This window comes from Phyllobacterium sp., from assembly GCF_037994425.1.
Lineage (GTDB): Bacteria > Pseudomonadota > Alphaproteobacteria > Rhizobiales > Rhizobiaceae > Phyllobacterium.
The window spans coordinates 13,803-38,611 of sequence record NZ_JBBNAM010000275.1 but is presented as its reverse complement, the minus strand read 5'-3'; the positions used below and the strand labels follow the sequence as shown (position 1 = coordinate 38,611).

General features: G+C 60.2%; 24 protein-coding genes. 11 read left to right on the top strand and 13 right to left on the bottom strand.

The features are described 5' to 3' along the window. Positions 1-2 precede the first annotated feature (2 nt). The 3 genes from AAAB35_RS19005 to AAAB35_RS18995 are packed head-to-tail and all read left to right on the top strand — an operon-like array spanning position 3 to position 3,272. A complete protein-coding gene (locus tag AAAB35_RS19005; protein WP_340669845.1) occupies positions 3-1,280 on the top strand; it encodes a beta-ketoacyl-ACP synthase in 1,278 nt (425 codons plus the stop codon). A 26-nt stretch (positions 1,281-1,306) separates the two neighbouring features. Beyond that, entirely contained in the window at positions 1,307-2,335 is a 1,029-nt protein-coding gene (locus AAAB35_RS19000) for a zinc-binding dehydrogenase (RefSeq protein WP_340669844.1), read from the top strand. Positions 2,336-2,342: 7 nt separating this feature from the next. Next, the gene (locus tag AAAB35_RS18995; RefSeq protein WP_340669843.1) at positions 2,343-3,272 is read left to right on the top strand and encodes a lipid A biosynthesis lauroyl acyltransferase; all 930 of its coding nucleotides are present in this window, start codon (positions 2,343-2,345) and stop codon (positions 3,270-3,272) included. Between the two features lie 3 nt (positions 3,273-3,275). On the opposite strand, the gene AAAB35_RS18990 is transcribed toward AAAB35_RS18995, so the two are convergent. From AAAB35_RS18990 to AAAB35_RS18970, 5 genes are all read right to left on the bottom strand, one after another. Then, positions 3,276-4,181, bottom strand: a complete 906-nt coding sequence (locus AAAB35_RS18990; RefSeq protein ID WP_340669842.1) for a DmsC/YnfH family molybdoenzyme membrane anchor subunit — start codon at positions 4,179-4,181, stop codon at positions 3,276-3,278. Positions 4,182-4,232: 51 nt separating this feature from the next. Then, positions 4,233-5,000, bottom strand: a complete 768-nt coding sequence (locus AAAB35_RS18985) for a 4Fe-4S dicluster domain-containing protein (protein WP_340669841.1) — start codon at positions 4,998-5,000, stop codon at positions 4,233-4,235. Beyond that, positions 4,997-7,852, bottom strand: a complete 2,856-nt coding sequence (locus AAAB35_RS18980) for a molybdopterin oxidoreductase family protein (protein WP_340669840.1) — start codon at positions 7,850-7,852, stop codon at positions 4,997-4,999. The genes AAAB35_RS18985 and AAAB35_RS18980 overlap by 4 nt, the downstream gene beginning before the upstream one ends. A 223-nt stretch (positions 7,853-8,075) precedes the next feature. Further along, entirely contained in the window at positions 8,076-8,255 is a 180-nt protein-coding gene (locus AAAB35_RS18975) for a hypothetical protein (RefSeq protein ID WP_340669839.1), read from the bottom strand. Further along, positions 8,252-8,617: a hypothetical protein gene (locus AAAB35_RS18970; RefSeq protein ID WP_340669838.1), complete on the bottom strand. Its 366-nt coding sequence runs from the start codon at positions 8,615-8,617 to the stop codon at positions 8,252-8,254. The genes AAAB35_RS18975 and AAAB35_RS18970 overlap by 4 nt, the downstream gene beginning before the upstream one ends. 471 nt (positions 8,618-9,088) lie before the next feature. On the opposite strand from AAAB35_RS18970, the gene AAAB35_RS18965 reads away from it, so the two are divergent. The 5 genes from AAAB35_RS18965 to AAAB35_RS18945 all read left to right on the top strand — a co-directional run bounded on the left by AAAB35_RS18965 (position 9,089) and on the right by AAAB35_RS18945 (position 15,474). Then, on the top strand, positions 9,089-10,360 hold the full coding sequence (locus AAAB35_RS18965; protein ID WP_340669837.1) for an acetylornithine deacetylase/succinyl-diaminopimelate desuccinylase family protein: 1,272 nt from the start codon (positions 9,089-9,091) through the stop codon (positions 10,358-10,360). A gap of 21 nt (positions 10,361-10,381) precedes the next feature. After that, positions 10,382-11,863 (top strand): ABC transporter substrate-binding protein, encoded by a 1,482-nt coding sequence (locus AAAB35_RS18960; RefSeq protein ID WP_340669863.1) that lies wholly within the window; start codon positions 10,382-10,384, stop codon positions 11,861-11,863. Between the two features lie 190 nt (positions 11,864-12,053). After that, on the top strand, positions 12,054-13,001 hold the full coding sequence (locus AAAB35_RS18955) for an ABC transporter permease (protein ID WP_340669836.1): 948 nt from the start codon (positions 12,054-12,056) through the stop codon (positions 12,999-13,001). Beyond that, entirely contained in the window at positions 12,998-13,849 is an 852-nt protein-coding gene (locus AAAB35_RS18950) for an ABC transporter permease (protein ID WP_340669835.1), read from the top strand. Before AAAB35_RS18955 ends, AAAB35_RS18950 begins: the two co-directional genes overlap by 4 nt. Then, positions 13,849-15,474 carry a dipeptide ABC transporter ATP-binding protein gene (locus tag AAAB35_RS18945; protein ID WP_340669834.1) on the top strand — a complete coding sequence of 542 codons (1,626 nt, stop codon included), beginning with the start codon at positions 13,849-13,851 and terminating at the stop codon, positions 15,472-15,474. Before AAAB35_RS18950 ends, AAAB35_RS18945 begins: the two co-directional genes overlap by 1 nt. Here the strand turns inward: AAAB35_RS18945 and cbiB are convergent. From cbiB to cobA, 4 genes are read right to left on the bottom strand one after another with little or no spacing between them, the layout of a single operon-like run. Then, entirely contained in the window at positions 15,471-16,451 is a 981-nt protein-coding gene (cbiB, locus tag AAAB35_RS18940) for an adenosylcobinamide-phosphate synthase CbiB (RefSeq protein WP_340669833.1), read from the bottom strand. The genes AAAB35_RS18945 and cbiB overlap by 4 nt on opposite strands. A 29-nt stretch (positions 16,452-16,480) precedes the next feature. Continuing rightward, entirely contained in the window at positions 16,481-17,491 is a 1,011-nt protein-coding gene (gene cobD, locus AAAB35_RS18935; RefSeq protein WP_340669832.1) for a threonine-phosphate decarboxylase CobD, read from the bottom strand. Positions 17,492-17,495: 4 nt separating this feature from the next. Next, positions 17,496-18,794 carry a cobyrinate a,c-diamide synthase gene (locus tag AAAB35_RS18930; RefSeq protein WP_340669831.1) on the bottom strand — a complete coding sequence of 433 codons (1,299 nt, stop codon included), beginning with the start codon at positions 18,792-18,794 and terminating at the stop codon, positions 17,496-17,498. Then, positions 18,791-19,630 carry a uroporphyrinogen-III C-methyltransferase gene (gene cobA, locus AAAB35_RS18925; protein ID WP_340669830.1) on the bottom strand — a complete coding sequence of 280 codons (840 nt, stop codon included), beginning with the start codon at positions 19,628-19,630 and terminating at the stop codon, positions 18,791-18,793. Before cobA ends, AAAB35_RS18930 begins: the two co-directional genes overlap by 4 nt. A 103-nt stretch (positions 19,631-19,733) precedes the next feature. On the opposite strand from cobA, the gene AAAB35_RS18920 reads away from it, so the two are divergent. Beyond that, positions 19,734-20,849: a cobalt-precorrin-5B (C(1))-methyltransferase gene (locus tag AAAB35_RS18920; RefSeq protein ID WP_340669829.1), complete on the top strand. Its 1,116-nt coding sequence runs from the start codon at positions 19,734-19,736 to the stop codon at positions 20,847-20,849. Beyond that, complete coding sequence (locus AAAB35_RS18915) at positions 20,836-21,588, top strand: cobalt-precorrin-6A reductase (protein WP_340669827.1); 753 nt, start codon at positions 20,836-20,838, stop codon at positions 21,586-21,588. The genes AAAB35_RS18920 and AAAB35_RS18915 overlap by 14 nt, the downstream gene beginning before the upstream one ends. Here AAAB35_RS18915 and cobM read toward each other — a convergent pair. Genes cobM through AAAB35_RS18900 form a run of 3 tightly spaced genes read right to left on the bottom strand, consistent with a single transcriptional unit; the run spans position 21,580 to position 23,170 of the window. Further along, positions 21,580-22,341 (bottom strand): precorrin-4 C(11)-methyltransferase, encoded by a 762-nt coding sequence (gene cobM / locus AAAB35_RS18910; protein ID WP_340669826.1) that lies wholly within the window; start codon positions 22,339-22,341, stop codon positions 21,580-21,582. The two genes, AAAB35_RS18915 and cobM, sit on opposite strands and share 9 nt — an antisense overlap. Before the next feature lie 14 nt (positions 22,342-22,355). Next, positions 22,356-22,742 (bottom strand): cobalamin biosynthesis protein, encoded by a 387-nt coding sequence (locus tag AAAB35_RS18905; RefSeq protein WP_340669825.1) that lies wholly within the window; start codon positions 22,740-22,742, stop codon positions 22,356-22,358. Continuing rightward, positions 22,739-23,170, bottom strand: coding sequence for a TerB family tellurite resistance protein (locus AAAB35_RS18900; protein WP_340669824.1), 432 nt, complete (start codon positions 23,168-23,170; stop codon positions 22,739-22,741). Before AAAB35_RS18900 ends, AAAB35_RS18905 begins: the two co-directional genes overlap by 4 nt. Positions 23,171-23,339: 169 nt before the next feature. On the opposite strand from AAAB35_RS18900, the gene AAAB35_RS18895 reads away from it, so the two are divergent. Next, positions 23,340-24,134: a TSUP family transporter gene (locus AAAB35_RS18895; protein WP_340669823.1), complete on the top strand. Its 795-nt coding sequence runs from the start codon at positions 23,340-23,342 to the stop codon at positions 24,132-24,134. A gap of 21 nt (positions 24,135-24,155) precedes the next feature. On the opposite strand, the gene cobO is transcribed toward AAAB35_RS18895, so the two are convergent. Next, positions 24,156-24,794, bottom strand: a complete 639-nt coding sequence (gene cobO, locus AAAB35_RS18890) for a cob(I)yrinic acid a,c-diamide adenosyltransferase (RefSeq protein WP_340669822.1) — start codon at positions 24,792-24,794, stop codon at positions 24,156-24,158. Positions 24,795-24,809 lie beyond the last annotated feature (15 nt).

Below are 24,809 nucleotides of genomic sequence, written 5' to 3'. Positions count from 1 at the left end.
GCATGTCCAAATACACTGATCATCTGGGCCGCCCTCTCGTTGCGATCACCGGTCTCGGCGTTGTTTCCTCGCTCGGCCAGGGCAAGGAGGAAAATTGGGCCGCGCTGACATCCGGGACGTCCGGCATTCATACGATCACCCGCTTTCCCGTCGACGGACTGCGTACGCAGATCGCCGGCACTGTGGATTTCCTCGAAGAAAGCAACAAGGGCGCGGTTGCGCTCTCGAAGAAACTTGGCTCGCTCGCCGGCGAGGAAGCAATCACGCAAGCCGGTCTGTCGGTCGATGATTTCGGCGGTCCGCTGTTTCTGGCGGCGCCGCCGGTCGAACTCGACTGGCGCAACCGTTTTGCGCTCGATGCTCTCGTTCGCTCAGAGGGCGAACCCGGTTACGATCTCCTGCTCGCCGCCTGCCGCCGCGCGCCGCAGGTCGACATGTTCAACACCGTCGAATTCGGCTACATCGCCGAGCAGCTGGCCGAGCGATTTGGGACGCGCGGCCTGCCGGTAACGCTCTCCACGGCCTGCGCCTCGGGCGCAACCGCCATTCAGCTCGGCGTCGAGGCGATCCGCCGCGGCGAGAGCGATCGTGTGCTGTCGATCGGCACCGACGGGTCGGTTTCCGCGGAGGCCCTGATCCGCTTCTCGCTGCTCTCCGCACTTTCAACCCATAACGAGCCGGCCCACAAGGCAGCCAAGCCATTCTCCAAGGATCGCGACGGCTTCGTTATGGCCGAGGGTTCGGGCGCGATGGTAATGGAATCGCTGGAATCGGCGCTGGCGCGGGGCGCAAATATTCTCGGCATCATGCGCGGTTGCGGCGAAAAGGCCGACGATTTCCACCGTACCCGCTCCAAGCCGGATGGTTCGCCAGCGATCGGTGCAGTCCGTGCCGCGCTCGATGACGCCGGCATCGAGGAAGACGCGATCGACTACATCAACGCCCATGGCACGTCGACGCCCGAGAACGACAAGATGGAGTATCTTGCGCTGTCGACCGTGTTCGGCGAGCGCATCTCCAAGCTACCGACTTCGTCGAACAAGTCGATGATCGGTCACACATTGACGGCGGCCGGCGCAATCGAGGCGGTGTTCTCGATGCTGACGATCCAGACGGGGACAATCCCGCCGACGATCAACTACGACAATCCTGATCCGGCAATCGATCTTGACGTTGTGCCGAATGTGAAGCGGGAAGCGAGCGTTTCCTCGGTGCTTTCCAGCTCATTCGGCTTTGGCGGACAAAATACCTGTCTTGTCATGACCGCAGAACCGAACTAATCCGTGGCCTGAACAAGGAAACGGATATGCGCGCATTACAGCTGATCGAAGACCGCAAGCTCGAAATGGTCGATATTGCTCCCCCGCCTCCACCCGGTGCGGGCGAAGTGACAGTGAATATCAGGGCCGTCGCGCTCAATCATATCGACGTATGGGGCTGGCGTGGCATGGCCTTTGCCAAGCGCAAGATGCCGCTGACGATTGGCGCAGAAGCATCTGGTGTGGTCGATGCGATCGGACCCGGTGTCAGCTCTGTCCTGCCTGGGCAGCTTGTTTCGATCTACGGTGCACAGACCTGCGGCCTCTGCCGGCCGTGCCGCGAGGGGCGCGACAATCTTTGTGAGCATGTTTCTGGGGTCCACGGCTTTCACCTTGACGGCTTCGCCCAGGAACAGGTGAACCTGCCCGCGCGCCTGCTCGTACCTGCGCCTCCCGGCGTCGACGAGATCGGCGCAGCGGTAGCCCCCGTTACGTTTGGTACCGTCGAGCATATGCTTTTCGACAATGCAAAGCTTGAGCCGGGCGAAACAATTCTCGTTCACGCCGGCGGCTCGGGCATCGGGTCGGCAGCGATCCAGCTGGCAAAGAAGATCGGCTGCACGGTCATTACCACCGTCGGTTCCGACAACAAGATCGAGAAGGCCAAGGCGCTCGGCGCCGATCATGTCATTAACTACCGCGAAGATCGCTTCGAAGGCGTTGTTCGCAAGCTGACGAAGAAGAAGGGCGTGGACGTCGTCTTCGAGCATGTCGGCGCTGATACATGGGCAGGTTCGATGCTATCGCTGCGTCGCGGCGGACGCCTCGTCACCTGCGGCTCGACGTCTGGCGTTTCGACCAACATGAACCTGATGATGCTGTTCCAGCAGCAATTGAAGCTGCTCGGCTCCTTCGGCTGCCGCATGGAAAACATGGCCGATGCCATGCAGAAGATGGCGCGTGGCCTCGTCCATCCGGTCATTGATACGGAAGTCGGTTTCGACGAAATCGACACGGCGCTGAAACGGATGGAAGGCCGGGACGTTTTCGGCAAGATCATCCTGCGCATCAACTGATTTTCCAATGAAACTCAAAACAAAACTTGCTCTGTTCCGGTGGAGCCAGAGGCTCAAGGCGTTCAACTACTGGCTGACGGCGAACGTCGTCTTCGGCATTCTGTGGCTGTTGCGCCGCCTGCCAGCAAAGGCAGCGATGGATTTCATGGACGCGGCCGCGCGTAAAATCGGGCCGTTGATGGGCCGCCATCGTGTTGCCATGACCAACCTTCGCAAGGCCTATCCGGAAAAATCCGAGGAAGAATTGCAGGAGATTGCCCGCGACATGTGGGGCAACATGGCGCGCCTTACTGCCGAATATGTCTTCCTCGATGCCATCTTCGACTACGATCCGCACAGCGACGAGACGGGACTCATTGAAGTTCATGGCCGCGAAATCTTCGAGCGCCTGCTCGGCGAGAAAGACCGGCCACATATCTTCTTCACCGGACATACGGGCAATTTCGAGCTGTTGCCGATCTGTGCCGCAACGTTCGACCTCAATGTCACCGCGCTGTTCCGACCGCCGAACAATCCCTACGTGGCCAAGAGGATTTTGGGCGCCCGGCGCACCAATATGGGACATCTCGTTCCTTCAAAGGCCGGGGCCGCATGGTCGCTTGCAACCGTGCTCAATGACAACGGCAATGTCGGCATGCTTGTTGATCAGAAATTCCGCCGCGGCGTCCCCTCTACCTTCTTCAACCGTCCCTGCAAGACCAATCCGCTCTTGGCAAAGCTCGCGCGTCAATATGATTGCGACGTTTATCCGACCCGCTGCATCCGCTTGCCCGGCGGCCGGTTCCGCCTCGAACTCGAGGAAAAGATGGAGTTGCCACGTGACGAAAAGGGTGCGGTCGATCTTGCGGCGACCGTGCAGGCCCTGAACGACAAGGTAGAAAGCTGGGTGCGCGAATATCCCGGCCAGTGGATGTGGTTCCACAAGCGCTGGAACTGATCCTTAGTAGTAGTTCATCACGGCGTGCCTGGCCTCGGCAAAGAAGAGCCAGCGTTCGACAAAGATTCCGAGAAGATGCGCGATCACCGCAGCGGCAAGGATGAATTGTGAGAGAAGCCCGCTTCCGATCGCCATGACCAGAAGCAAGGCCAGGATGGGCAGCACGGCGCCACTCACGAAGGCGATCATCCAAAGCTTGGCCGCATGCTTGCGGGCAACACGAAATCCCATTTCGCGCGTCAGATAGTTCTCGAGTGCGTGCGGCCGCTCGAACAGGCGCACCTTGCCGATATGGCCGAGCCCGGTCGCGGTCTCCGGTGTCGAGATCGGCACAAGCGTAATCACGCGTTTGCGCCAGATCATCTTGGCAACAAGGGCAAGGACTATTAACAGCAGCGCCGGAAGCTCGATGCCAAGGGCATTTTCACCCGAAAAGACGCCTGCCAACAGAAACCCGCCGGCGAGTGAAATCAACAGGAAGCACAAGGGCGTCAGCCATGTGTTCCAGTTGCCGACAGTTTTCAGCGACGCATAGATCATCGATGTGCAATACACTGTTGTGAGCGCGCCAATGACGGTAATCAGGCCAAGCAGCGTATCATGCCGATCTTCGAGTAGGGCAAGGGCCCCGCTCAAACTCAGGGGCACGAAAGTGGCAATGGCCATCACCCCTTCCCGCGACAGCCAGCTCGATCGCCATTGGCTGAGCGCTCGCCAGGCGCGTTGCGGGTTGCCGAGATGGAGCAGGGACGACAACAGCCCGATGCCGATCAGAGCCAACGCGACGAAATAGGCGATCTTGGTCGACAGCATCGACGGATCGAGGCAACCAAGGCCAAGGGCGACGGCAAGACCGTAGCCAAGGCCCGACAATGTCGTGAAGGCGATGATCGAATAAGCTGGATGCATTCAGTGCAGCCTCGGGGGGGTGCTTCGCATATCTTGCTCAAACATACTCAGTTACATCCGATCAAGCGTTCTATCGAGCCAGGCGAAGAAGCCCCGTGCGCCGTCGGTATTTTCGGCGAGTGGCACCAGCGGCGCACTGTCGCTCAGCGCCCTTCTCGGGCGTGGCGGCAGATATTTATTGGTGGGCCGCGTTGCCTGTTCAGGCATCAGGTCGAACCCGCCGCGCTCCGCGACCATGATGGAAACGTCCGATGTAGGATCGCCGAGATCGCCGAAATGGCGGGCATTGGCCGGACAGGTGCGAACGCAGGAAGGAATTCTGTCCTCCTGTTGCAATGTCTCATTGTAGATGCGGTCGACGCACAGCGTGCACTTCTTCATGACACCGGCGGCGAGATCCATCTCGCGGGCGCCATAGGCGCAGGCCCAGGCGCAGAGGCCGCAGCCGATGCACTTGTCCTCGTCGACGAGCACGATGCCGTCTTCGGCACGCTTGTAGGAAGCGCCAGTCGGACAAACGGTGACGCAGGGCGCGTCCTCGCAATGGAGGCATGACTTCGGAAAATGCACGATGCGCGCGTCGCCCGCCTCACCGATGATCTCGCCGCCTTCAGGCACCACTTCGAAACTGTGGATGCGGTTGAGAAACGTGCCGGATACGTCGTCGCCATAGGGATGCTGGTCCGAAAGCGCATTGCCGTAGCCGCCCGTATTCCACTCCTTGCAGCTGATTACACAGGCGTGGCATCCGACGCAGACATCAAGGTCAATGACGAGGCCAAGCTTCTTCGTGGTGCGGCTTTGCGGCAGGCTGGTCATTTTTGCGCCCACTCCTGCCCATAGCGCAATTCCCCGGCGGCAGGCTTTTGGCTGCCCGGCCGTACGATTGCGCCGAATTGCGGCTCGCTAACCGCCTCGCCTTCCTCTGCCTTCTCGATACGGACGCGCAGGTCGTACCAGGCGGCCTGGCCGGTTATCGGATCGGAATTCGACCAGCGCATGCCGTCCGCCTTCGGGGGCAGCAGTTCATGAATGAGGTGGTTGAGGAGAAAGCCTTTTGTGGCCTCTGGTGCGTCGGGCGCGAGCGCCCAGGCACCCTTGCGTTTGCCGATCGCGTTCCATGTCCACATCGTGCGCCCGTTTACTGCCTCGGTCCGTGCGATCTCGCATTTGATCCGGCCATGGTGCGACGTGACCCAAGCCCAGTCGCCATCCTTGAGCCCGACTTCATCGCAGATTGTACCGGGAACGTAGAGGGGGTTGCGCGTATGGATTTGCCGGAGCCAGGCATTTTGCGATCCCCAGGAATGGTACATCGCCATGGGGCGCTGCGTCAGGGCGTGGTAGGGAAACGCATTCGTGTCGATCCCCTGCTCTTCGAATGGCCGGTACCAGTCCGGGAGCGGATCGAAGCAGTCGAGCAAGCGCTGTCGGTACTCCTTAGGTGCGACCGGCTGGCGGATGCCCTCGGCCGACAGGCGGAATTTCTGTAGCGTTTCGACATAGAGCTGGATCGTGACTGGCTGGGGGGCATCGAAGAACCCCATGTCGATCGCGAATTGCTGGTAGGCTGCGTTGTGATGCTTGAAATAGAGCGCCTCATCCGGAATGTGTTTCTTCCAGAACGCGCCATTTTCGACATATTGCTTGAGCTGATCCTTGTTCGGCGCGCCCCTGCCCTCGTCCTTACCCATTTCGCCGCGAAAGCCGGAAAGCGGCCCGATGCCGGGCTTGCGCTGATGATTGACGATATAATCGGCGTAGTCCTTGTAGAGCGGCCCGCCCTTCTCATCGACGAAGCCCGGGAGCTTCAGCCGTGCGCCAAGATCGATCAGCACCGACTGAAAACCCCGTACATCGCGATCCGGCCTCAGGACGGGCCACCTGATCGCATCACAGGCGGCATCCGGCTCGGAGATCGGCCGGTCGAGCAGCGATATGCAGTCGTGGCGCTCGAGATAGGTCGTATCCGGTAGGACAAGGTCAGCATAGGCCACCATTTCCGACGAATAGGCGTCGGAGTAGATTATCCTTGGTATCCTATACTCGCCTGTAGCCGGATCATGCTCTTCAAGCATCTTGATCGTGCCACGCGTGTTCATCGACGAGTTCCACGCCATGTTGGCCATGTAGAGGAACAGCACGTCGACGGGATAGGGATCGCCCGCCGATGCATTGGCAATCACCATGTGCATCATGCCATGCGCGGAGAGCGGCGCTTCCCAGGAAAATGCCTTGTCGATCCGTTGCGGTTTGCCATCAGCGTCGACCAGAAGGTCTTCCGGCCCCAGCGGATAGCCTAGATGCGCGCCGGCCAGCGGTTGGCCCGGCCTCACATGATCGGGCTTGCCGTGCGGCCGTGGATGGGCTGTGGCGGGCTTCGGATAGGGTGGCTTGTAGCGGTAGCCACCGGGGCAGTCGATCGAACCGATGATCGTTTGCAACACATGCAATGCTCGGGCCGATTGAAAGCCATTGGAATGCGCGGAGATTCCGCGCATTGCATGGAAACTCACCGGGCGACCGATCATGACCTCATGCTGCTCGCCCTTCATGTCGGTCCAGGGCTGTGCAATGACGATCTCCTCCTCGAACGCCACGCGAGCGATCTCCGAAGCCAGTCCGCGGATGGTTTTAGCGTCGATCCCGGTCTCGGCGGCGACCGCCTCTGGCGCATATTTCGGATCGAGGTACTTTTCAGCCATGAGGCGCAGTACGCTGCACACCTTGCGCTTATCCGTCGTGGTGAAATCCGCGTTGAGATCCGCAACGTGTCCCGGTTCGTCGAACCGAACAAGGGCGCCTGTCACCCGGTCGCGTACCAGCGCCTTGCCAAGGTCGTCGCGCAGGAAGAGGCCATGATCCTCGTGCCCCTCATCGTCGATGACGAGCCATGGCGCATTGGTGTAGCGCCGCAGATAATCAAGATCGATTCTGCCGGTGCGGAAGAGTTCATGGATGATGGAAAGGATCAGCAGGCCGTCCGTGCCAGGCCTGATACCAATCCAGTTGTCGGCAATGGCGGAATAGCCGGTGCGAACAGGATTGACCGAAACGAACCGCGCTTCACGTTTCTTCAGCTTCGAAATGCCGATCTTTATGGGATTCGAATCGTGGTCTTCGGCAACACCGAAGAGGACGAACAGCTTGGTCTTGTCCCAGTCGGGTGCGCCGAACTCCCAGAAGGCGCCGCCAATCGTGTAAATGCCCGCAGCCGCCATGTTGACGGAACAGAAGCCGCCATGGGCCGCATAGTTCGGCGTGCCGAAATTCTGCGCCCAATAACTGGTCAAAGCCTGCGATTGGTCACGCCCCGTAAAAAAGGCAAGCTTCTGCGGTGCCGCCTCCCGGACTGGTTGCAGCCATTCGACAGCTAGCGAGAGCGCTTCCTCCCAACTGATCTCCTTGAACTCGCCGGAGCCCCGCGGCCCCGTGCGCAAGAGTGGCGCCCGCAGCCGCGCTGGCGAATAGTGCTGCATGATGCCCGCCGAGCCCTTGGCGCAGAGCACGCCCTTGTTGATGGGATGATCGCGATTACCCTCGATGTAGCGGACCTTGCCATCCTTCAGATGGACATCGATGCCGCAACGGCAAGCGCACATGTAGCAGGTGGTTTTGCGAACTTCATCACCAACCGGCTCCGACAGGGCAAGGTGTGGTTCTGAATTCATTTCCTGAGTCGCCCCGCTGATTGCATGCACCCGATTGTTTCACAATACGTAGTGAAAACAATCCTGTAACAGTCGATCAGCTTCGGTCAGGTGAAAACGTGTCAGCCATGACCGCGACAGCCGGCGCGACTCGGGAGCATCTTAGCGTGTTTGCAGCGCGGTATTATCAGGAAAGCGGCACAAGAGTTTATTTGTGCAGACAAATTCTCACGGCGCTGCAGGATCAGGTCCGGGCGCCGCGCCGATGCTTGTACATGGTCCAGGCGTCGCGGATTTCGCGCAGCGGCATCTGCGGATCGACGATCCTGGCAAGAGGAACGATGTCTGCAAGCGACCCGGCCTTCGGTCGCTCAACGGATATAAGATCGATGAGCCGCTCGCGACGATCAAAAAGCGGCATCATTCCCAGAGGCCCATCGTGTCAGCGGTCCAGGCGCCCTGGCGAACCATCCGGCGCCTGGCCTTCAGAAAAAGGAGGGTTGCCAGCGCCGAAACAAGCAAGCCGGCCCCGATGTTCCACACCATCGATATGGCAATGGCGATGATGAGAATGAGGACCGGAACGAGCCAGCGAGACCATGTCTCGAGCTTCGCGTCGCGGTCGGCCTTGCGGCGCCGTTCTCGCATCAGTTCCGCCTTTTCGTGCCTGGTCATGACGACACCTTCGAACATCACAGCACAAGGATCATAGCCCTCGGCTTCCGGATCGAACGCCTCGTCCACACGTCGCTGCCGGCGGTACTCCGCCAATGTCCAACGTGTCATTGTACGAGCTCTACTGCAGAACGGGGCATCGGCACGGTGGCATGGGACGGCGCGAGGAGCGCAATCGCAATGATGATGCTAATGACGCAGAGTACGCCAAGAACGCAGGAGCCCCGGCGCTCGTCGGCGCTTCCCTCGTGCTCTTGTTCAATGCGTACAAGTTCTTTCTCTGCTACTCGTTCTTCGCGGAGCATGGTCGTGGTCCAGTTTGGTGAAAAAGTGGCCGCTACATTGCGGCGACAAAGCAAATGGCCCTTGCAGCTTTCAAGTTCAACCGGGTGCGACAAAACTGTACAAACACGCAATTTACTTGCGGCGAATCGGCTGTTCGCAACGCTTACTTACGTTTGCAGTGTCGCCGCCAAGGAAAACGCAAAGTAGTGCATTGCATTCATGAACCGTGCTTGAAGTTACGCGACGGTCATAAGTTGCCTCTTGCCAAATCAGGATGCCGCCTGATTTGATGCGCGAATGGACGAGAAGCTGCGCAGAGCCATCGAGAAGCGACGTGATGACCTGATCACGCTGACGCGCGAACTCATTCGCTTTCCGACGATCAATCCTCCCGGCGAAGCCTATACGCCTTGTGCGGAATATCTCGCAGGGCGGTTGCAAAAATTCGGATTTGAAACGCAATTGATTCGGGGGGTCGGCACGCCGGGCGATAACGACCGTTATCCCCGGACCAATGTGGTCGCCCGCTTCGACGGCCGTACGCATGGCCAAACCGTGCATTTCAACTCGCATATCGACGTCGTCGATACCGGCGAAGGCTGGACTGTCGATCCGTTCGAGGCGGTCGTAAGGGACGGCAGGATATATGGCCGTGGCGCCTGCGACATGAAGGGCGGGCTTGCAGCCTCGATCATCGCTGCGGAGGCCTTCCTTGAGGTCTATCCGGATTTTGCCGGTGCAATCGAGATTTCCGGCACTGTCGATGAAGAGTCGGGCGGGTTCGGCGGCGTTGCCTATCTCGCAAGCAAGGGCTTCTTTTCGAAACCGCGTGTCGATCACGTCATAATACCGGAGCCGCTCAACAAAGACCGCATCTGTCTAGGTCACCGCGGCGTATGGTGGGCGGAGATCGAAACCAAGGGCGAAATCGCGCATGGTTCGATGCCATTTCTTGGTGACTGCGCCATCCGGCACATGAGCGCCGTGCTCGAGGCTTTCGAGAAGGAGCTTTTCCCCGCCCTGGACAAGAAACAGACAAAGATGCCGGTGGTGCCGGAAGGCGCGCGGCGCTCGACGATGAACATCAATTCCATACATGGTGGCCAGACTGACGACTATTCCGGTCTGCCCGCGCCGAACGTTCCGGATTCGTGCCGGCTGACGATTGATCGCCGCTTCCTGCTCGAGGAAGACATCGCCGATGTGAAGCGCGAGGTCACGTCGATCCTCGACCGTCTCGAGTGGGAGCGGCCGAAGTTCCATTACGAAATTCGCGACGTCATGGAAGTGCAACCGCTCATGACCGCGCGTGATGCTCCGGTTGTGACAGCGGTTGCGGAAGGCATTCGTTCGGTCTTCGGGCGGGAGCCGGCTTATGTGATTTCGCCCGGCAGCTACGACCAGAAGCATATCGCCCGTATCGGGCTCCTCCACGACTGCATCGCCTACGGACCCGGCATTCTCGATCTCGCGCATCGGCCCGACGAATATGTCGGCATCGACGACATGATTGAATCCGCTACTGTCATGGCGCTTGGGCTCAAGATTCTCTTGTCCGGATCGGTTTGACATATTGGGAGAGGTTGAATGATGAACTTGGTGAAATCGGCCCTGACGGGCGCTGCTATGGCGTTGTTCGCGTCAACCGCAGCTTTTGCCGCGCGGACCGATCTCGTGCTCGGAGTCGTCCTCGAACCGCCGCATCTCGATCCGACTGCAGGCGCAGCCGCGGCCATCGACGAGATCGTCTATGCCAATATCTTCGAAGGATTGACCCGGATCGGGCCAAAGGGCGAGGTAATGCCGGGGCTCGCGGAAAGCTGGACGCTTTCCGACGATGGCAAGACCTATACGTTCAAGCTACATAAGGACGTGAAATTCCATGATGGCACGGCCTTCGACGCCGACGATGTGAAGTTCTCGCTCGACCGGGCGCGGGGCGACAAGTCCACCAACGCGCAGAAGGGCCTGTTTGCGGCAATCGAAAAGGTCGAAGTCGCCGATCCGTTGACAGTCAAGGTTACGCTCAAGCAACCGAGCGGCGATTTTCTCTACAATATGGGCTGGGGCGACGCCGTGATCGTCGCGCCGGAAACCGCTGAAACCAATAAGGAAAAGCCGATCGGCACGGGGCCATTCAAATTTGACTCCTGGGCCAAGGGATCGCAGATCGTCATTTCGAAGAACGCCGCCTATTGGGGCAAGCCGGCCCTCCTAGACAAGGCTGTATTCCGCATTATCCCAGACCCGGCCGCCGCGACATCAGCGTTGATGGCGGGTGATGTGCAGGCCTTTCCGGTATTTCCGAGCTACGAAACCATTGCACAATTCCAGGCCGATCCTCGCTTCAAGGTCGTCATCGGTACGACCGAAGGCGAAACCATCCTCGGCATGAACAATAAGAAGCCGCCTTTCGACAACCTGAAGGTGCGCCAGGCCATTGCCCATGCCATCGACCGCAAGGCGCTGATCGACGGAGCCATGTTCGGATTGGGCACCCCGATTGGATCGTTCTTCCCGCCACATCATCCTGCCTATATCGACCTGACGTCGGAAACGGCGTTCGATCCCGAGCTTTCGAAAAAGCTCCTTGCCGAGGCTGGCCATGCCGATGGGTTCAAGACCACCCTCAAGCTCCCGCCGCCGACCTACGCGCGGCGCGGCGGCGAAATCATCGCGGCGGAATTGCGTGACGTGGGGATCGAGGCGGAGATCGTCCCGCTGGAATGGGCGCAGTGGCTCGAACAGGTATTCAAGGGCAAGGACTACGACATGACGATCGTTTCGCATACGGAGCCGAACGATCTGAATATTTTCGCCCGCGAAGACTACTACTTCAGCTACGACAATCCGGCCTTTAAGGATTTGATCAAGGAGATCGAGGCTACTTCTGACCCGGAGAAGCGAACCGAATTTTATCAACAAGCCCAGAAAATCCTGGCGGTCGACGTTCCCGCGGCTTTTTTGGTCCAGTTGCCGAAGACGGGAGTCTGGGATGCCAAGATCGAAGGCCTCTGGGAAAATGGCCCCATCCAGGCAAACGATCTGACCGCGGTGAAATGGGCAGACTAGGGCATACCCCCCTCTGCCCTGCCGGGCATCTCCCCGACAAGGGGCGAGAACAGCTTTCAGAGCTGTTACGACTCACCCTTTCATGCCACGTGGTTGCAGCGTTGTTGGGATATCGATGGCATGATGCCGATTTGATCTCCCCCCTTGTCGGGGAGATGCCGGGCAGGGCAGAGGGGCATGAGACCCACCCATGCTGAACTATGCTTTGAAGCGCACCGCCATTGGTCTCGCCACCATCCTGGCGGCGTCGATCGTTGTCTTTGCGATGCTGGAGATCGTTCCGGGTGACCCGGCGCGGCTCATGCTTGGCATGAATGCGACAGAGGATGCGGTTCGCGCCCTGCAGGAGCAGATGGGCCTGAACCAGCCGCTCCTCGTGCGCTATTTCCATTGGCTCGGCGGTCTTGTGACGGGAGACCTCGGCAAATCCTATACCTATTCCGTTCCGGTGATTGATCTCGTCGCTGAACGCATCACGGTATCCCTGCCTCTTGCCGTGATCTCGCTCGTGCTATCGACGGCGATAGCATTGCCGGTCGGCCTCTATTCGGCATCGCGGCGAGGAACATTCGCCGATACCGCCACCATGGGCGTTGCACAGGTAGGAGTTGCCATTCCCAATTTCTGGTTCGCCCTCCTCCTTGTCTACGTCTTTGCCGTGACGCTGCGACTCCTGCCCGCGGGCGGATTTCCCGGCTGGAACGCCGGCATCTGGCCGGCGTTGAAAGCGCTGATCCTGCCATCCATTGCACTGGCGCTGCCCCAGGCGGCGATTCTCGCGCGCGTCGCCCGCTCCGCCCTCCTCGATGTTCTCGGAGAAGACTACATCCGCACAGCGCGGGCGAAGGGGCTGACCCGGCGGGGTGTTCTTTATCGCCACGCCCTGCGCAATGCGCTTATCCCGATTCTCACCATAGTCGGCCTGCAATTCGCCTTCCTGCTTGCCGGCACGATCATCATCGAAAACGTGTTTTATCTACCCGGGCTCGGACGGCTGGTGTTCCAGGCGATCACCCAGCGCGACCTGATCGTCGTCGAGGGCGTCGTCATGCTGCTGGTCGCGACGGTCATCCTCATCAATCTCATCGTCGATCTTTCCTATGGCATCGTCGACCCGCGCCTGCGGAGCCATACGTGACAGCCTCCGCAGGGTACGAAGGATTTTCGAGGGCGATTGCCAACAGGTCGTTCGCAGTTGGTCTCGTGATTACGGGCGTCATTGCCATCATTGCTGCGCTCTCGTTCGTCTGGACGCCCTATGCCGTCGCGACGCTGGATATCGCCGGCAAACTGAAGCCGCCATCGCCCAGTCATTGGCTCGGCACCGACCATTACGGCCGCGATATCCTTTCGATGATCATGGCGGGCAGCCGCAACTCGATTGCGGTCGCGTTCGTATCCGTCGCGATCGGCCTCGCAATCGGCGTGCCGCTCGGGCTATGGGCCGCAGCGCGCCGTGACTGGATCGACGAATTGCTTATGCGGTTCAACGACCTGATCTTCGCCTTTCCGGCCCTCCTGTCGGCGGTCATGATTACCGCGGTCTTCGGTCCGGGCGCGATTAACGCGATTATCGCCATCGGCATATTCAATATCCCGGTCTTCGCCCGCGTCGCGCGCGGCGCGGCCCTTTCCTTGTGGCCGCGCGAATATATTCTGGCCGCGCGCGCATCGGGCAAGAGCGCGGCGCGCATCACGATCGAACACATTCTACCGAACATCGCCAACCTGTTCGTCGTCCAGGCGACAATACAGTTTTCGCTGGGCATTCTTGCCGAAGCCGGACTGTCCTATGTCGGGCTCGGCTCGCAGCCGGCCATGCCGAGCTGGGGCCGGATGTTGTTCGAAGCCCAAACCATGATCGGGCTTGCGCCGCACATGGCCCTGTTTCCGGGCCTCGCCATCATCATCACGGTGCTCGGCCTCAACCTTCTTGGCGACGGCCTGCGCGACGTGCTGGATCCGAGATTGCGGCGGGAACGTTGATGGCGCCTCTCCTCGACATCAGGGACCTGCGCCTCACGATCGGCGACACCCCGGTGCTGAATGGCATCGACCTGGCCGTCGCGCCGGGGGAAATCCGCGCGCTGGTCGGCGAATCCGGCTCCGGCAAGTCGATGACCGCGCTCAGCGTCATGAAACTGCTGCCCAATGGCGCGCGCGCCGAAGGCCAGATCCACTTCAACGGCACGGATATTCTTGCCGCAAGCGAAGCGGATATGTGCCGCCTGCGTGGTGACGACATCGGCATGGTGTTTCAGGAACCGATGACTGCCCTCAACCCAATGAAGACAATGGGAGAACAGGTTGCCGAGGGTATAAGGCTGCACACCGGCGCGAGCCGCGCCGTCGCGGAGGAGCGTACGCGTTCCATCCTCGACCGCGTTGGCCTGCCGGCTGCGAAATTTCCGCTGAGCCGCTATCCGCACGAACTTTCCGGCGGCCAGCGGCAACGCGTAGTCATCGCGATCGCCTGCGCGCTGAAGCCAAAACTCCTGATCGCCGACGAACCGACGACCGCCTTGGATGTCGTGCTTCAGGCACAGATTCTCGAGTTGTTGCAAAGCCTGGTCGATGACGAGAAGATGGGACTGCTCCTTATCAGCCATGATCTTGCGGTCGTCGCCAACATCGCCCACAGCATCACTGTTCTCCGGCACGGCGAAGTCATGGATCGAGGCGAGACCACAAAAATTCTGACAGAACAAACGCATCCCTACACGCGGCAGCTAGCGCAAGCATCAATGCATGTTCCCGACCGGTCGCGCTCGCATATCCAACACGGCGAAGGACCGCTTCTGAGCGTACGCAACGTCGCGCGCAGCTATCCTGGTAGTCGCAAGGGGCTGTTTGCGAGAAGTGAGCCGACGACAGCGGTCGACGATGTCAGTTTTGATCTCGAGCCCGGCCAATCCATGGCCCTCGTCGGGCGTTCCGGCTGCGGCAAGTCCACGCTTGCGCGAATGGTGCTTGCGCTGGACAAGCCAACGCACGGCGAAATCGCACTGTCAAACCAGCGAATCGACAATCTCGACGAAGATGCGCTTCGCCCGATGCGGCGGAGCATGCAGGTGGTCTTTCAGGATCCGTACGGTTCGTTCGATCCCCGCCACAAGGCCGAACGGCTCGTAGCGGAACCCCTGTTCCTGCTTGATACTCCGCTCTCGAATGCCGAGAAGCGAGACCGAGTCGACACAGCGCTGGAGCGTGTCGGGATTGCGCCGAAGGATCGCGACAAATATCCGCATGAATTCTCCGGTGGCCAGAGGCAACGCCTCGCTATTGCCCGCGCCATTATCACCGAGCCGAAACTCGTCGTCGCCGACGAACCGGTTTCGGCGCTCGATGTCTCAATCCGCGCGCAGATTCTGGACCTTTTTGCCGATCTCAACGGCCGTCTCGGCATCGCCTATCTATTCATCACTCACGACCTTGCCGTCGCGCGGGCCATCACCGACACGGTCATGGTCATGGCTGAGGGCAGGATTGTCGAGCGGGGCCGGACTGACGAGGTATTGCGCAATCCGCAATCGGGTGCCGGGCGGGCTTTGGTGCAGGCGTCGCCGGACCTGCACAAGGCGCTGGCCCGCCGCATCGGTGAGCAGGGCTAGAGCATCAACCCCAACAGGAAGAGCACAAGCACGACGCCGGTCAACGTCGCGGTTGTCACTCCAAAAATATCAAGCGCATCTTCGATATTATCTGCGCCCGCATCGCGGCGGCCCGCGCCGTTGAGCATCGGTTCGTTGGCGACCTCGCCCCCATAGACACGAGGGCCCGCGAGTGCGACCTCTATGGCGCCGGCCATAGCGGCTTCAGGCCAGCCCGCATTGGGCGAGCGGTGCAATCGGGCATCCCGCATCATGACATTGAAGGAACGACGCGCAGCGTCGTAGCCATGGACGATCCAGGCAGCAGCCGAGATCAGAAGGCCCGTGAGCCTTGCCGGTATCCAGTTGGCGGCATCGTCGAGTTTTGCGGCAAAACGCCCGAAATCCCGGTGCCGGTCATTCAGATGGCCGATCATGGAATCCGCTGTGTTCAGCATTTTGTAGGCCAGCAATCCAGGCAGCCCCAGGAGCGCATACCAGAATGCCGGCGCGACGATGCCGTCTGACGTGTTCTCCGCAAGGCTTTCAATGGCAGCGCGGCTAACGGCGGCATCGTCGAGGACTTCAGGGTCGCGACCGACGATCATCGACACGGCGCGCCGCGCGCCAACAATACCTTCCTGGCGAAGGGCGACCGCTACGCGGCTGACGTGATCGGCAAGGCTCTTCTGAGCAAGAAACACAGCAACGATCAGCGCTTCGATCAGTTCGCCGAAGGGCGGGATAGTGCGCAATGCGAGATGAATGAGCACTCCGGCGACGGCAGCGACTGCGAGCAGGCCAAGCGCGACGACGAAACCGACCCGCCGGCGCTCCTCCTCGGACCTGGAAGACTTGTTGAACCGCTTGTCGGCGAAATCGATTGCCTTTCCGAAAAGCACGATCGGGTGCGGCACGCGCTCCCAAAGCCATTCCGGGTCGCCAAAATAGCGGTCAGCAAGGAGCGCAAGAAACAAGATCAAAAGATTGATTTCCATAAATGAATCGATCCTGTTGAATCAGAATGTCAGCTGCCGACTCGCGCGAGCGCCGTATGAAGACGTTGTCGCAGCTTGTACGCCGCTTTGTCATCCAATGGCAGACCAAAACGCAACCATTGTGGCGCATAGCCAAATTTTCTGGTGAGAACGTGTTCACGACACAACGCTTCATGCAGCCGCTGCGCCTGTCTGGACTCGACGAGCGAGAACAACATCGTTCCGCCAAATTCGGCAAGTCCCGCATCTCCGAGCACATCGGATAGCAGCTTCCGGCGCAAGCGCAGCCGGTCCATATAAGCAATTAGTACATGGCGATCGGAAAATGCATGAGTCGCAATGGCAAGGGCTGGTCCTGACGCTGCCCAGGGACCGAGCCGCCGCGTCAGCGCCCGCGCGACGTCCGGATTGGTCAGCGCAAATCCCAGCCGCAGTCCACCAAGGCCGAAGAATTTGCCGAAGGATTTCAGCACGACCAAGCCGGCCATGCCGGCATGCGCAGCGAGGCTTGTTTCAGGGTGCGGATCGGCAAAGGCTTCGTCCACGATCAGAAATCCACCCCTCACCGCCAGTCGACGGGCAAGATCGAGCAGCGCGTCTGCGGCAATCACCCGGCCGTCAGGATTGTTGGGGTTGACAACCACGGCGACCTTTGCCGATTGCGGAGTATCCTCGACGTTGCGGCAATCCGAAATCATCCACCCCGCGTCGAGAAATGACACTTGGTGTTCCTGGTAGGTCGGCCCAAGGATGGCGACTTCGCCTTTTCCGGCAGTATCGGGCAGGAGTTGAATAAGGGCTTGCGTTCCGGGCGCGGCGACGATCTGCGCCGTCGCCCCCGCACCGTAGTAGTCTCTTGCTTTGGCAAGGGCCGTCGCAAGCAGTTTCTCGTCGGGAAGCCTGTTCCAGATTTCCGGTGCGATCGCAGGCAGCGGAAAAACTTCCGGATTGATCCCGGTCGAAAGATCGATCCAGTCTTCTTGCATCCCGCCGAAACGCTGCATGGCGCGGTCCAGTGCGCCTCCGTGCTCGATCTGCATCGCACTAATCCGCCAAATCGATAATATGCATATAAGAACCGCTCACCGAACCAACGCGCAAGCCTGTCTCGCCAAGATCATCGCCGAGCGCATCGCTGACGCGGAAAAGCCGTGCAGCATCCCCTTCCCGCACGATGCTTGCATAGTGAAATTCATGCCCCGTCAAGTGCGCCGCAAAGGGCGATGCTGCAAGAGGCGCCAGGCGCCGATAACCGAGGTAGAGCTTTCGTTTGGCAAAACTCGTCTCTACCGGCAGCAATCCCAACATCCTGTGGGACATGCCCTCCGCGTCTTCTATGCTTTCGCCGAGCACCATGTAGCCGCCGCACTCGCCGTAGATCGGCGTCCCGCGAGACGCGGCTTCCCGCATGCCCGATGCGAAGGTGGCAGTCGAAGCAAGTTTTTCCGCATGAAGCTCGGGATAACCGCCCGGAAGATAGATCGCGTCGCAATCGGCCTGCGGTGCCTCGTTGGCAAGTGGGGAGAAGAAGCGGATCTCGGCGCCGCGGCGCCGCCAGCCATCAAGCAGGTGCAGATAGCAAAAGGCAAAGGCGTTGTCGCGGGCAACCGCCATGCGCTGGCCGAGGGGAGGAACGCGCGCGACATTGGCCATGGATGCGCTAGGGCCGTAGCTGCCCGCGATCTGTTCCAGACGCCTCAAATCAACGTTTTTACCGATCACTGAGGCGGCATAATCGATGAAAGCTTCGAGATCGGCATGTTCGCCCGCCTGGACCAGCCCCAAATGCCGTTCCGGCAGTTGCAGACGTGGGTCACGCGGCAGCGCACCGAGGACCGGAATGCCGACCGGGTCAAGCGCCGATCGCAAAATGGCTTCATGGCGGGCACTGCCGACACGGTTGAGGATCAGGCCCGCAATCATCACGTTGCGGCGAAAATCACGAAAGCCGCTGACCAGCGCGGCAATGGAATGCGACTGCCGGGCGCAATCGAGTACGAGGATTACCGGCAGTGACAGGTGTGTTGCAAGGTCCGCCGCCGATCCGCGCCCATCGATCGCCCCGTCGAAGAGACCCATCATACCCTCGACGGCAAGCAATTTACCGCCTTCGGTATGGCGCGCGGCAAGCGCGCTGATCAAATCCGGCCGCATAGCCCAGGGATCGAGATTGACGCATGGGGCACCGCTCGCCACCGTGTGATAGGCGGGATCGATATAGTCCGGTCCAGCCTTCGCAGGAGCCACCTCAACGCCGAGATCGCGCCAAGCGCGCAGGAGGCCGAGCGTAATCGTGGTCTTGCCGCTTCCCGAGGCCGGTGCGGCGACAAGCAAGCCTTTCATCCCGCATCCTTTTCACGGCGGGTGCCAAGCGGATCTTGAGTCAGCACACGCCCTTCGATCGCTCCGAGCCAGTCGAGCGCGGCGCGCAGGCGTACGACCTCGCCAACGACGACAATCGCCGGGGGGCGCAGGGCAACACGTTGGACTTCGGCTTCGGCATTCCCGAGCGTCGTTTCGAGGACCCGTTGCTCACCTGTCGTAGCATTGCAGACGAAGGCGATCGGTTCACTCTTCGAACGTCCGGCCGCGATCAGCCGCGAGGCGATGAGGCCGATATGCTTCATCGCCATATACATAACGATAACCGAGGAACCCTTTGAAATGCTGGTCCAATCCATCGAATCGGGCACGAGCCCGGTAGCATCGTGCCCGGTCAGGAACGTGACGCTTTGGTTTGTCTCCCGATGCGTAACCGGGATGCCCGCATATGCGAGGCCGCCGATGCCGGCGGTAATGCCCGGCACGATGCGGAAGGGCACGCCGTGCTCAACGAGGGTCAGCGCCTCTTCGCCGCCGCGCCCGAAGACGAACGGATCGCCGCCCTTAAGGCGAAGCACCCGATTTCCGGCATTAGCGAGTTCGACCAGCCGCAACGAAATATCCCGCTGCTGCGGCGATGGCTTGCCGCCGCGCTTACCGGCATATTCGAGTGTCGCAGAAGGGGTCGCATAGGAAAGGCAGTCTTCATTAACGAGCGCATCGTAAACAATCACATCCGCCTGTTCGAGCGCATTGACCGCATGCAGCGTCAAAAGGCCTGGATCACCAGGGCCCGCACCCACCAGCCAAACATGCCCGGCCTCGAATTTCGGCAGCCTAGATTTCATTGTGCCCATCGCCAACTCCAGTCTTTTGCGCATAGCACAATTTTTCCCGCGGCAAGCATGAACTTATCGGAAAAATCATGCAACGGGCGATAGAGCCCGTTATAAGGAGCGCATGAACGACGAACCCGATGCTGGGCAACGCAAACCAGATGAGACCAAGGAACGGCGATTGCGCCGCGGATGGACCACAGGCGCCTGTGCGACAGCCGCAACGAAGGCGGCGCTGATTGCTTTGATCACCGGCGAGTTTCCCGATCCCGTTGCCATCATTCTTCCGAAAGGCGAAGTGCCCCATTTCCAGCTGGCGATCGAATCGATCGGCGAAGGCTATGCCATGGCCGGCATTGTCAAAGATGCGGGTGATGATCCTGACGTCACGCATGGTGCGACGATAATCTCCACCGTGTTTCCGGCTCCGCCCGGAAGCGGCATCCAGTTTGTCGCGGGCGAAGGGGTCGGCACAGTTACCCTGCCGGGCCTGCCGATCCCTCCTGGCGAGGCGGCGATCAATCCCGTTCCCCGCGAAATGATGACGAAGATCTGCGAGGAGATTTGCGCCCAACACGACCTGCCGGCAGACTTGGTGATTACCATCTCGGTACCCGAGGGCGAGGACCTTGCCAAGAAGACCTGGAACCCCCGCCTCGGCATCGTCGGCGGCATTTCGATTCTTGGGACGACGGGCGTCGTCCATCCCTTCTCCTGCTCTTCCTGGATTCACTCGATCCATCGCGGCATCGACGTTTCGCGTGCGGCCGGCCTTACCCATGTGCTCGCGGCTACCGGTTCGACCTCCGAAGATGCCGCGCAGGCGATCTATAACCTGCCCGAAATAGCCCTCCTCGATATGGGCGATTTTGCCGGGGGACTACTCAAATATCTGCGCGTCCACCCCATCGACCGTCTCACCATTGCCGGCGGCTTCGCCAAACTGACGAAACTCGCACAGGGTGCCCTTGATCTTCATTCCGCCCGCAGCCAGGTGAGCATGGCCTTCCTTGCCGACGAGGCGGAGAAGCTTGGCTTAATGCCTGACATGAGGCAGCGGATTCTCGATGCCAATACGGCGCAGGAAGTTCTTGAATTGACTAAAGGACTTGGCATCGACCTTGCTGCCCCCGTCGCGGCAAAGGCCAAGGCGACCGCCCTCGCTACCCTCAAAGGCGCGCCAGTCGAAGTCGAGGTCATCGTGACTGACCGCAAGGGAGCAATCCTTGCCCGCATCTGAACGGTCTATCCTTATACTTGGCGGAACGGCCGAAGCATCCACGCTTGCAGCGCGTCTGGTGGAGCAAGGCTACCGCGTCGTTTCCTCGCTCGCGGGGCGCACGAAGGATCCAGCCAAGCTGAAGGGTGAAGTGCGGAGCGGCGGATTTGGCGGCGGCGCCGGGCTCGCTGACTATATTGCCCGCGAGCACATAGCCATTCTCGTCGACGCGACCCACCCCTTTGCCACGCAGATCTCGGACAACGCTCTCGCGGCAGTTGCTTTGACCAACATACCCTTCCTACGGTTGGAGCGCCCGGCCTGGTTGTCAAAGCCGGGGGATGCTTGGACGACCGTTGCCACGCTCGACGAGGCCGTCGCGGCCGTTCCCTCCAGGGCGCGGGTGCTCCTGGCGCTGGGCCGGCAGCACATAGCGCCATTTGCACGGAGGGGCGACGTTCACTTCGTCGTCAGGATGATCGATCCGCCAGAGGTCGCCCTTGGCCTTATCGACTTCGAACTGGAGCTATCAAGACCCGGTAGCGTCGAGGAAGAAACGGCGTTCCTTACGGCAAGGCGACTTTCGCACATCATATGCCGCAATTCCGGCGGCGCCGCTTCCTACGCAAAGATCAGGGCCGCGCGCCAACTCGGTCTGCCGGTGATCATGATCGAGCGGCCGCACCGTCCTCAAATGAACGTGGTCCCGGACATCGAGAGCGTCATCCAATTCGTCGAAGAGAACGCGCACTCACTCTGAACGCGAGCGCAGGCTGTGGGTATGGCTTTTATGGTAGAGCGCCGAGTCGCGAAATGCATCGGCGGACAGGCCGCGACCAACGAAGACCATCGCGGATCGAGTGAGACCGGACGTTGCTATCTTTCCACCGATATCGGCCAAAGTTCCGTGGATGAACTGCTCGTCTGGCCAGCCCACCCGATAGGCGACAATGACCGGGCAATCCACGCCATAGAGCGGCGTCAGCTCTTTTTCGATGCGCGCGAGGTTGCGTATCGACAAGTGGATGACGAGGGTTGCGCCCGATTTCCCGAGCGTCGCCAGATCTTCACCCTCCGGCATGGCCGAGGATTTCATCGAGGTCCGTGTGAGGATGATGGTCTGGCAGACTTCCGGTACGGTCAGTTCCTTCTTGAGTGCGGCCGCAGCGGCGGCAAATGCCGGTACCCCGGGCGTTACATCATAATCGATACCCAGCGCATCGAGACGGCGCATCTGCTCGGCGACAGCGCCATAGATCGAAGGATCACCCGAATGAACGCGCGCCACGTCCTTCCCTTCGCCATGCGCCTTTTCAAGTTCGGCAATGATTTCGTCGAGCGTGAGCGAGGAGGTGTCGATGACCCGCGCCCCCGCTGGCACTTCCGCCACCATCTCCGGCGGCACAAGCGACCCGGCGTAGAGGCAGACCGGGCAGGACTGGATTAATTTCAGCCCGCGAACGGTGATGAGGTCTGGCGCGCCCGGTCCCGCGCCGATGAAATGAACTGTCATGATGAACCCGTCGCCTAATTCTTCGTCGCAAGCGCTGCAGTGGCATGCGCTGATTTGGTCTTGCCGACCAGCAATATGCCATCAGGGCCAACTCCGACAAGCGCCGCCGCTTCCGCCACGCCATGGCAGCCGGTCAGCGCAAACACCCGATCCGACGGGTTAAGCAGTCGCGGCGTCTGTGCCTCGAGCACGTCAGCGCTAAAACATTGCAGCGTCAGGCCTAGAGTTTTCGCTGTCAATAGGATTGCAGGTTCCGCGGCGCGCGCGTCGATCGAGTAGACGCCGGTCAGATCTGCCGCAGCGATACCCGCCTGCCTGAGCACATCCGTAGCCAAGGCCAGCACTTCGTGCGGCCCGCAGCCCCGCTCACAGCCGAGGCCAAGCGCGTAGCTTGCCGTCATCCGCGCTTCTTGTGCAGTTCTTCCGGGGTCACGCCTAGGAGTTCCGCAGTTGTGCGGATCAGGTTTGCCTCTTTGGGGTCGAGGTCATTGTCGGCATTGGCGATCGTCAGGAGATGTCGCAACAATTGGACCTTGCGCTCGAACGGCACGTCCGCAAAGGCGAGCACAGCCTGCTTGCTCGTCGTCTCGTAGCCAAAATCCTTGAGATACTCCGCGACTTCGGCAAACTCATCGCGAGGAATGCCGAAATCGGTCTCCGCAATGCCGAGGATTGCTCCATATTCCGTCTTGTCGGTCTTTCCGTCGGCCAGTGCCACATGCAGGAGCAGCAACAGCTCGGCCGTCAGCACCGGGTCCTCAGCGACCTTCTGCACGGCGCTCTTCGCGGTAAAAAATTCGCTGATCCGGTCAAAAATACTTTCGCTCATCGTACCCCCAACGCTATTCGCAAAACGATTGCAGTGCAGCGCGCCGAATTCAAGTGCCGAAACAACACACTGGCGGGCGATTCGAACACGCTTGCGCGAGGGGGCGTGAAAATAGCTCGCCAACGAAGCAAATCGGTCTATGGTCCCGCCCCGTCGCAGCGAGATCCCGATGTCCGCCTTCTTCGAAAACATACCCCTCCTCCTGATCATTGCCGCCTTTGCCGCAGGCTTCATCGATTCCATTGCCGGCGGCGGTGGCTTGATTACCGTCCCCGCCCTGCTCCTTGCCGGCTTCTCGCCAGTCGAATCCCTTGGCACGAATAAATTGCAATCGCTGTTCGGGTCGGCATCGGCGACGATCGCCTATGCCCAGAAGGGCTTTGTCCACCCGAGCAAGCAACTTCCGTCGGCATTGATGGCAGCGGTCGGCGGGGTAGCGGGTGCACTTCTCGCCGGCTTCTTGCCGGGCGATGTGCTTCGCGCATTCCTGCCAATACTGTTGATTGCGATAGCCGTCTATTTTGCCGTGAAGCCCAATATGGGTGATGTCGACCGCGCCCAGCGCATCACGCCGTTCATGTTCGGCGCAACGATCGTCCCCCTCATCGGCTTCTATGACGGCCTGTTCGGTCCCGGCACGGGGTCCTTCTTCATGTTGAGCTTTGTCTCGCTTGCGGGGTTCGGCGTCTTGAAGGCCACCGCCAATACCAAGCTTCTCAACTTCGCGTCCAATCTCGGCGGCTTTGTCACCTTCGCCTTCCTCGGCGTGATCAACTGGAAAATCGGCCTGCTGATGGGTGTCGCCCAGTTTGCCGGGGCAAGGGTCGGCGCAAGCCTTGCCATGCAGATCGGCGCAAGAATCATCAAGCCCTTGCTGATCGTCGTTTGCCTGGCGCTTGCGGCAAAACTCTTGCTCGATGCCGACAATCCACTCCGATTGTGGCTGGCTGGGTCTGCCCGCTAAGATTTGACGCGCTAGCTCTCTCTAGAATTCAATACCCTTCTGCGCCTTGATGCCCGCCCGGAAGGGATGCTTGATCATTTCCATCTCCGTGACCAGGTCGGCAAACTCGATGAGTTCATCCTTGGCATTGCGCCCGGTGATGATGACATGCTTCATATGCGGCTTCTGTTTCAGCACCTCAATGATCTCTTCAACGGGAAGATAGTCGTATCGGAGTGCGATATTGAGTTCGTCGCAAAGGACGAGTTCGGTCTCATCGTCGAGGATCATGGCCTTGGCCTGCTCCCAGGCGTCGCGCGCCATGGCGATATCGCGGGCGCGATCCTGCGTTTCCCAGGTAAAACCTTCGCCCATGGCCGAGATCGTCACTTGGTCCGGAAATTTCTCGAGCACCCAGCGCTCGCCAGTGTCCCAGGAGCCTTTGACAAACTGGACGACGCCGATCTTCATGCCGTGGCCGAGCGCCCGGAAGACCACGCCGAACCCTGCCGTCGACTTGCCCTTGCCCTTCCCGGTATTCACGATGACGAGGCCCTTCTCGTCCGTCTTCGTGGCAAGAATCTTGTCCCGAACGGCCTTCTTCTTGCGCATCTTGTCGGCGTGGCGCTCGTTGATTTCCTCTTCGGTCAGATTCTGCAATTTTTGCGATTTTTCAGCCATTTGGCGCTTCCTTCA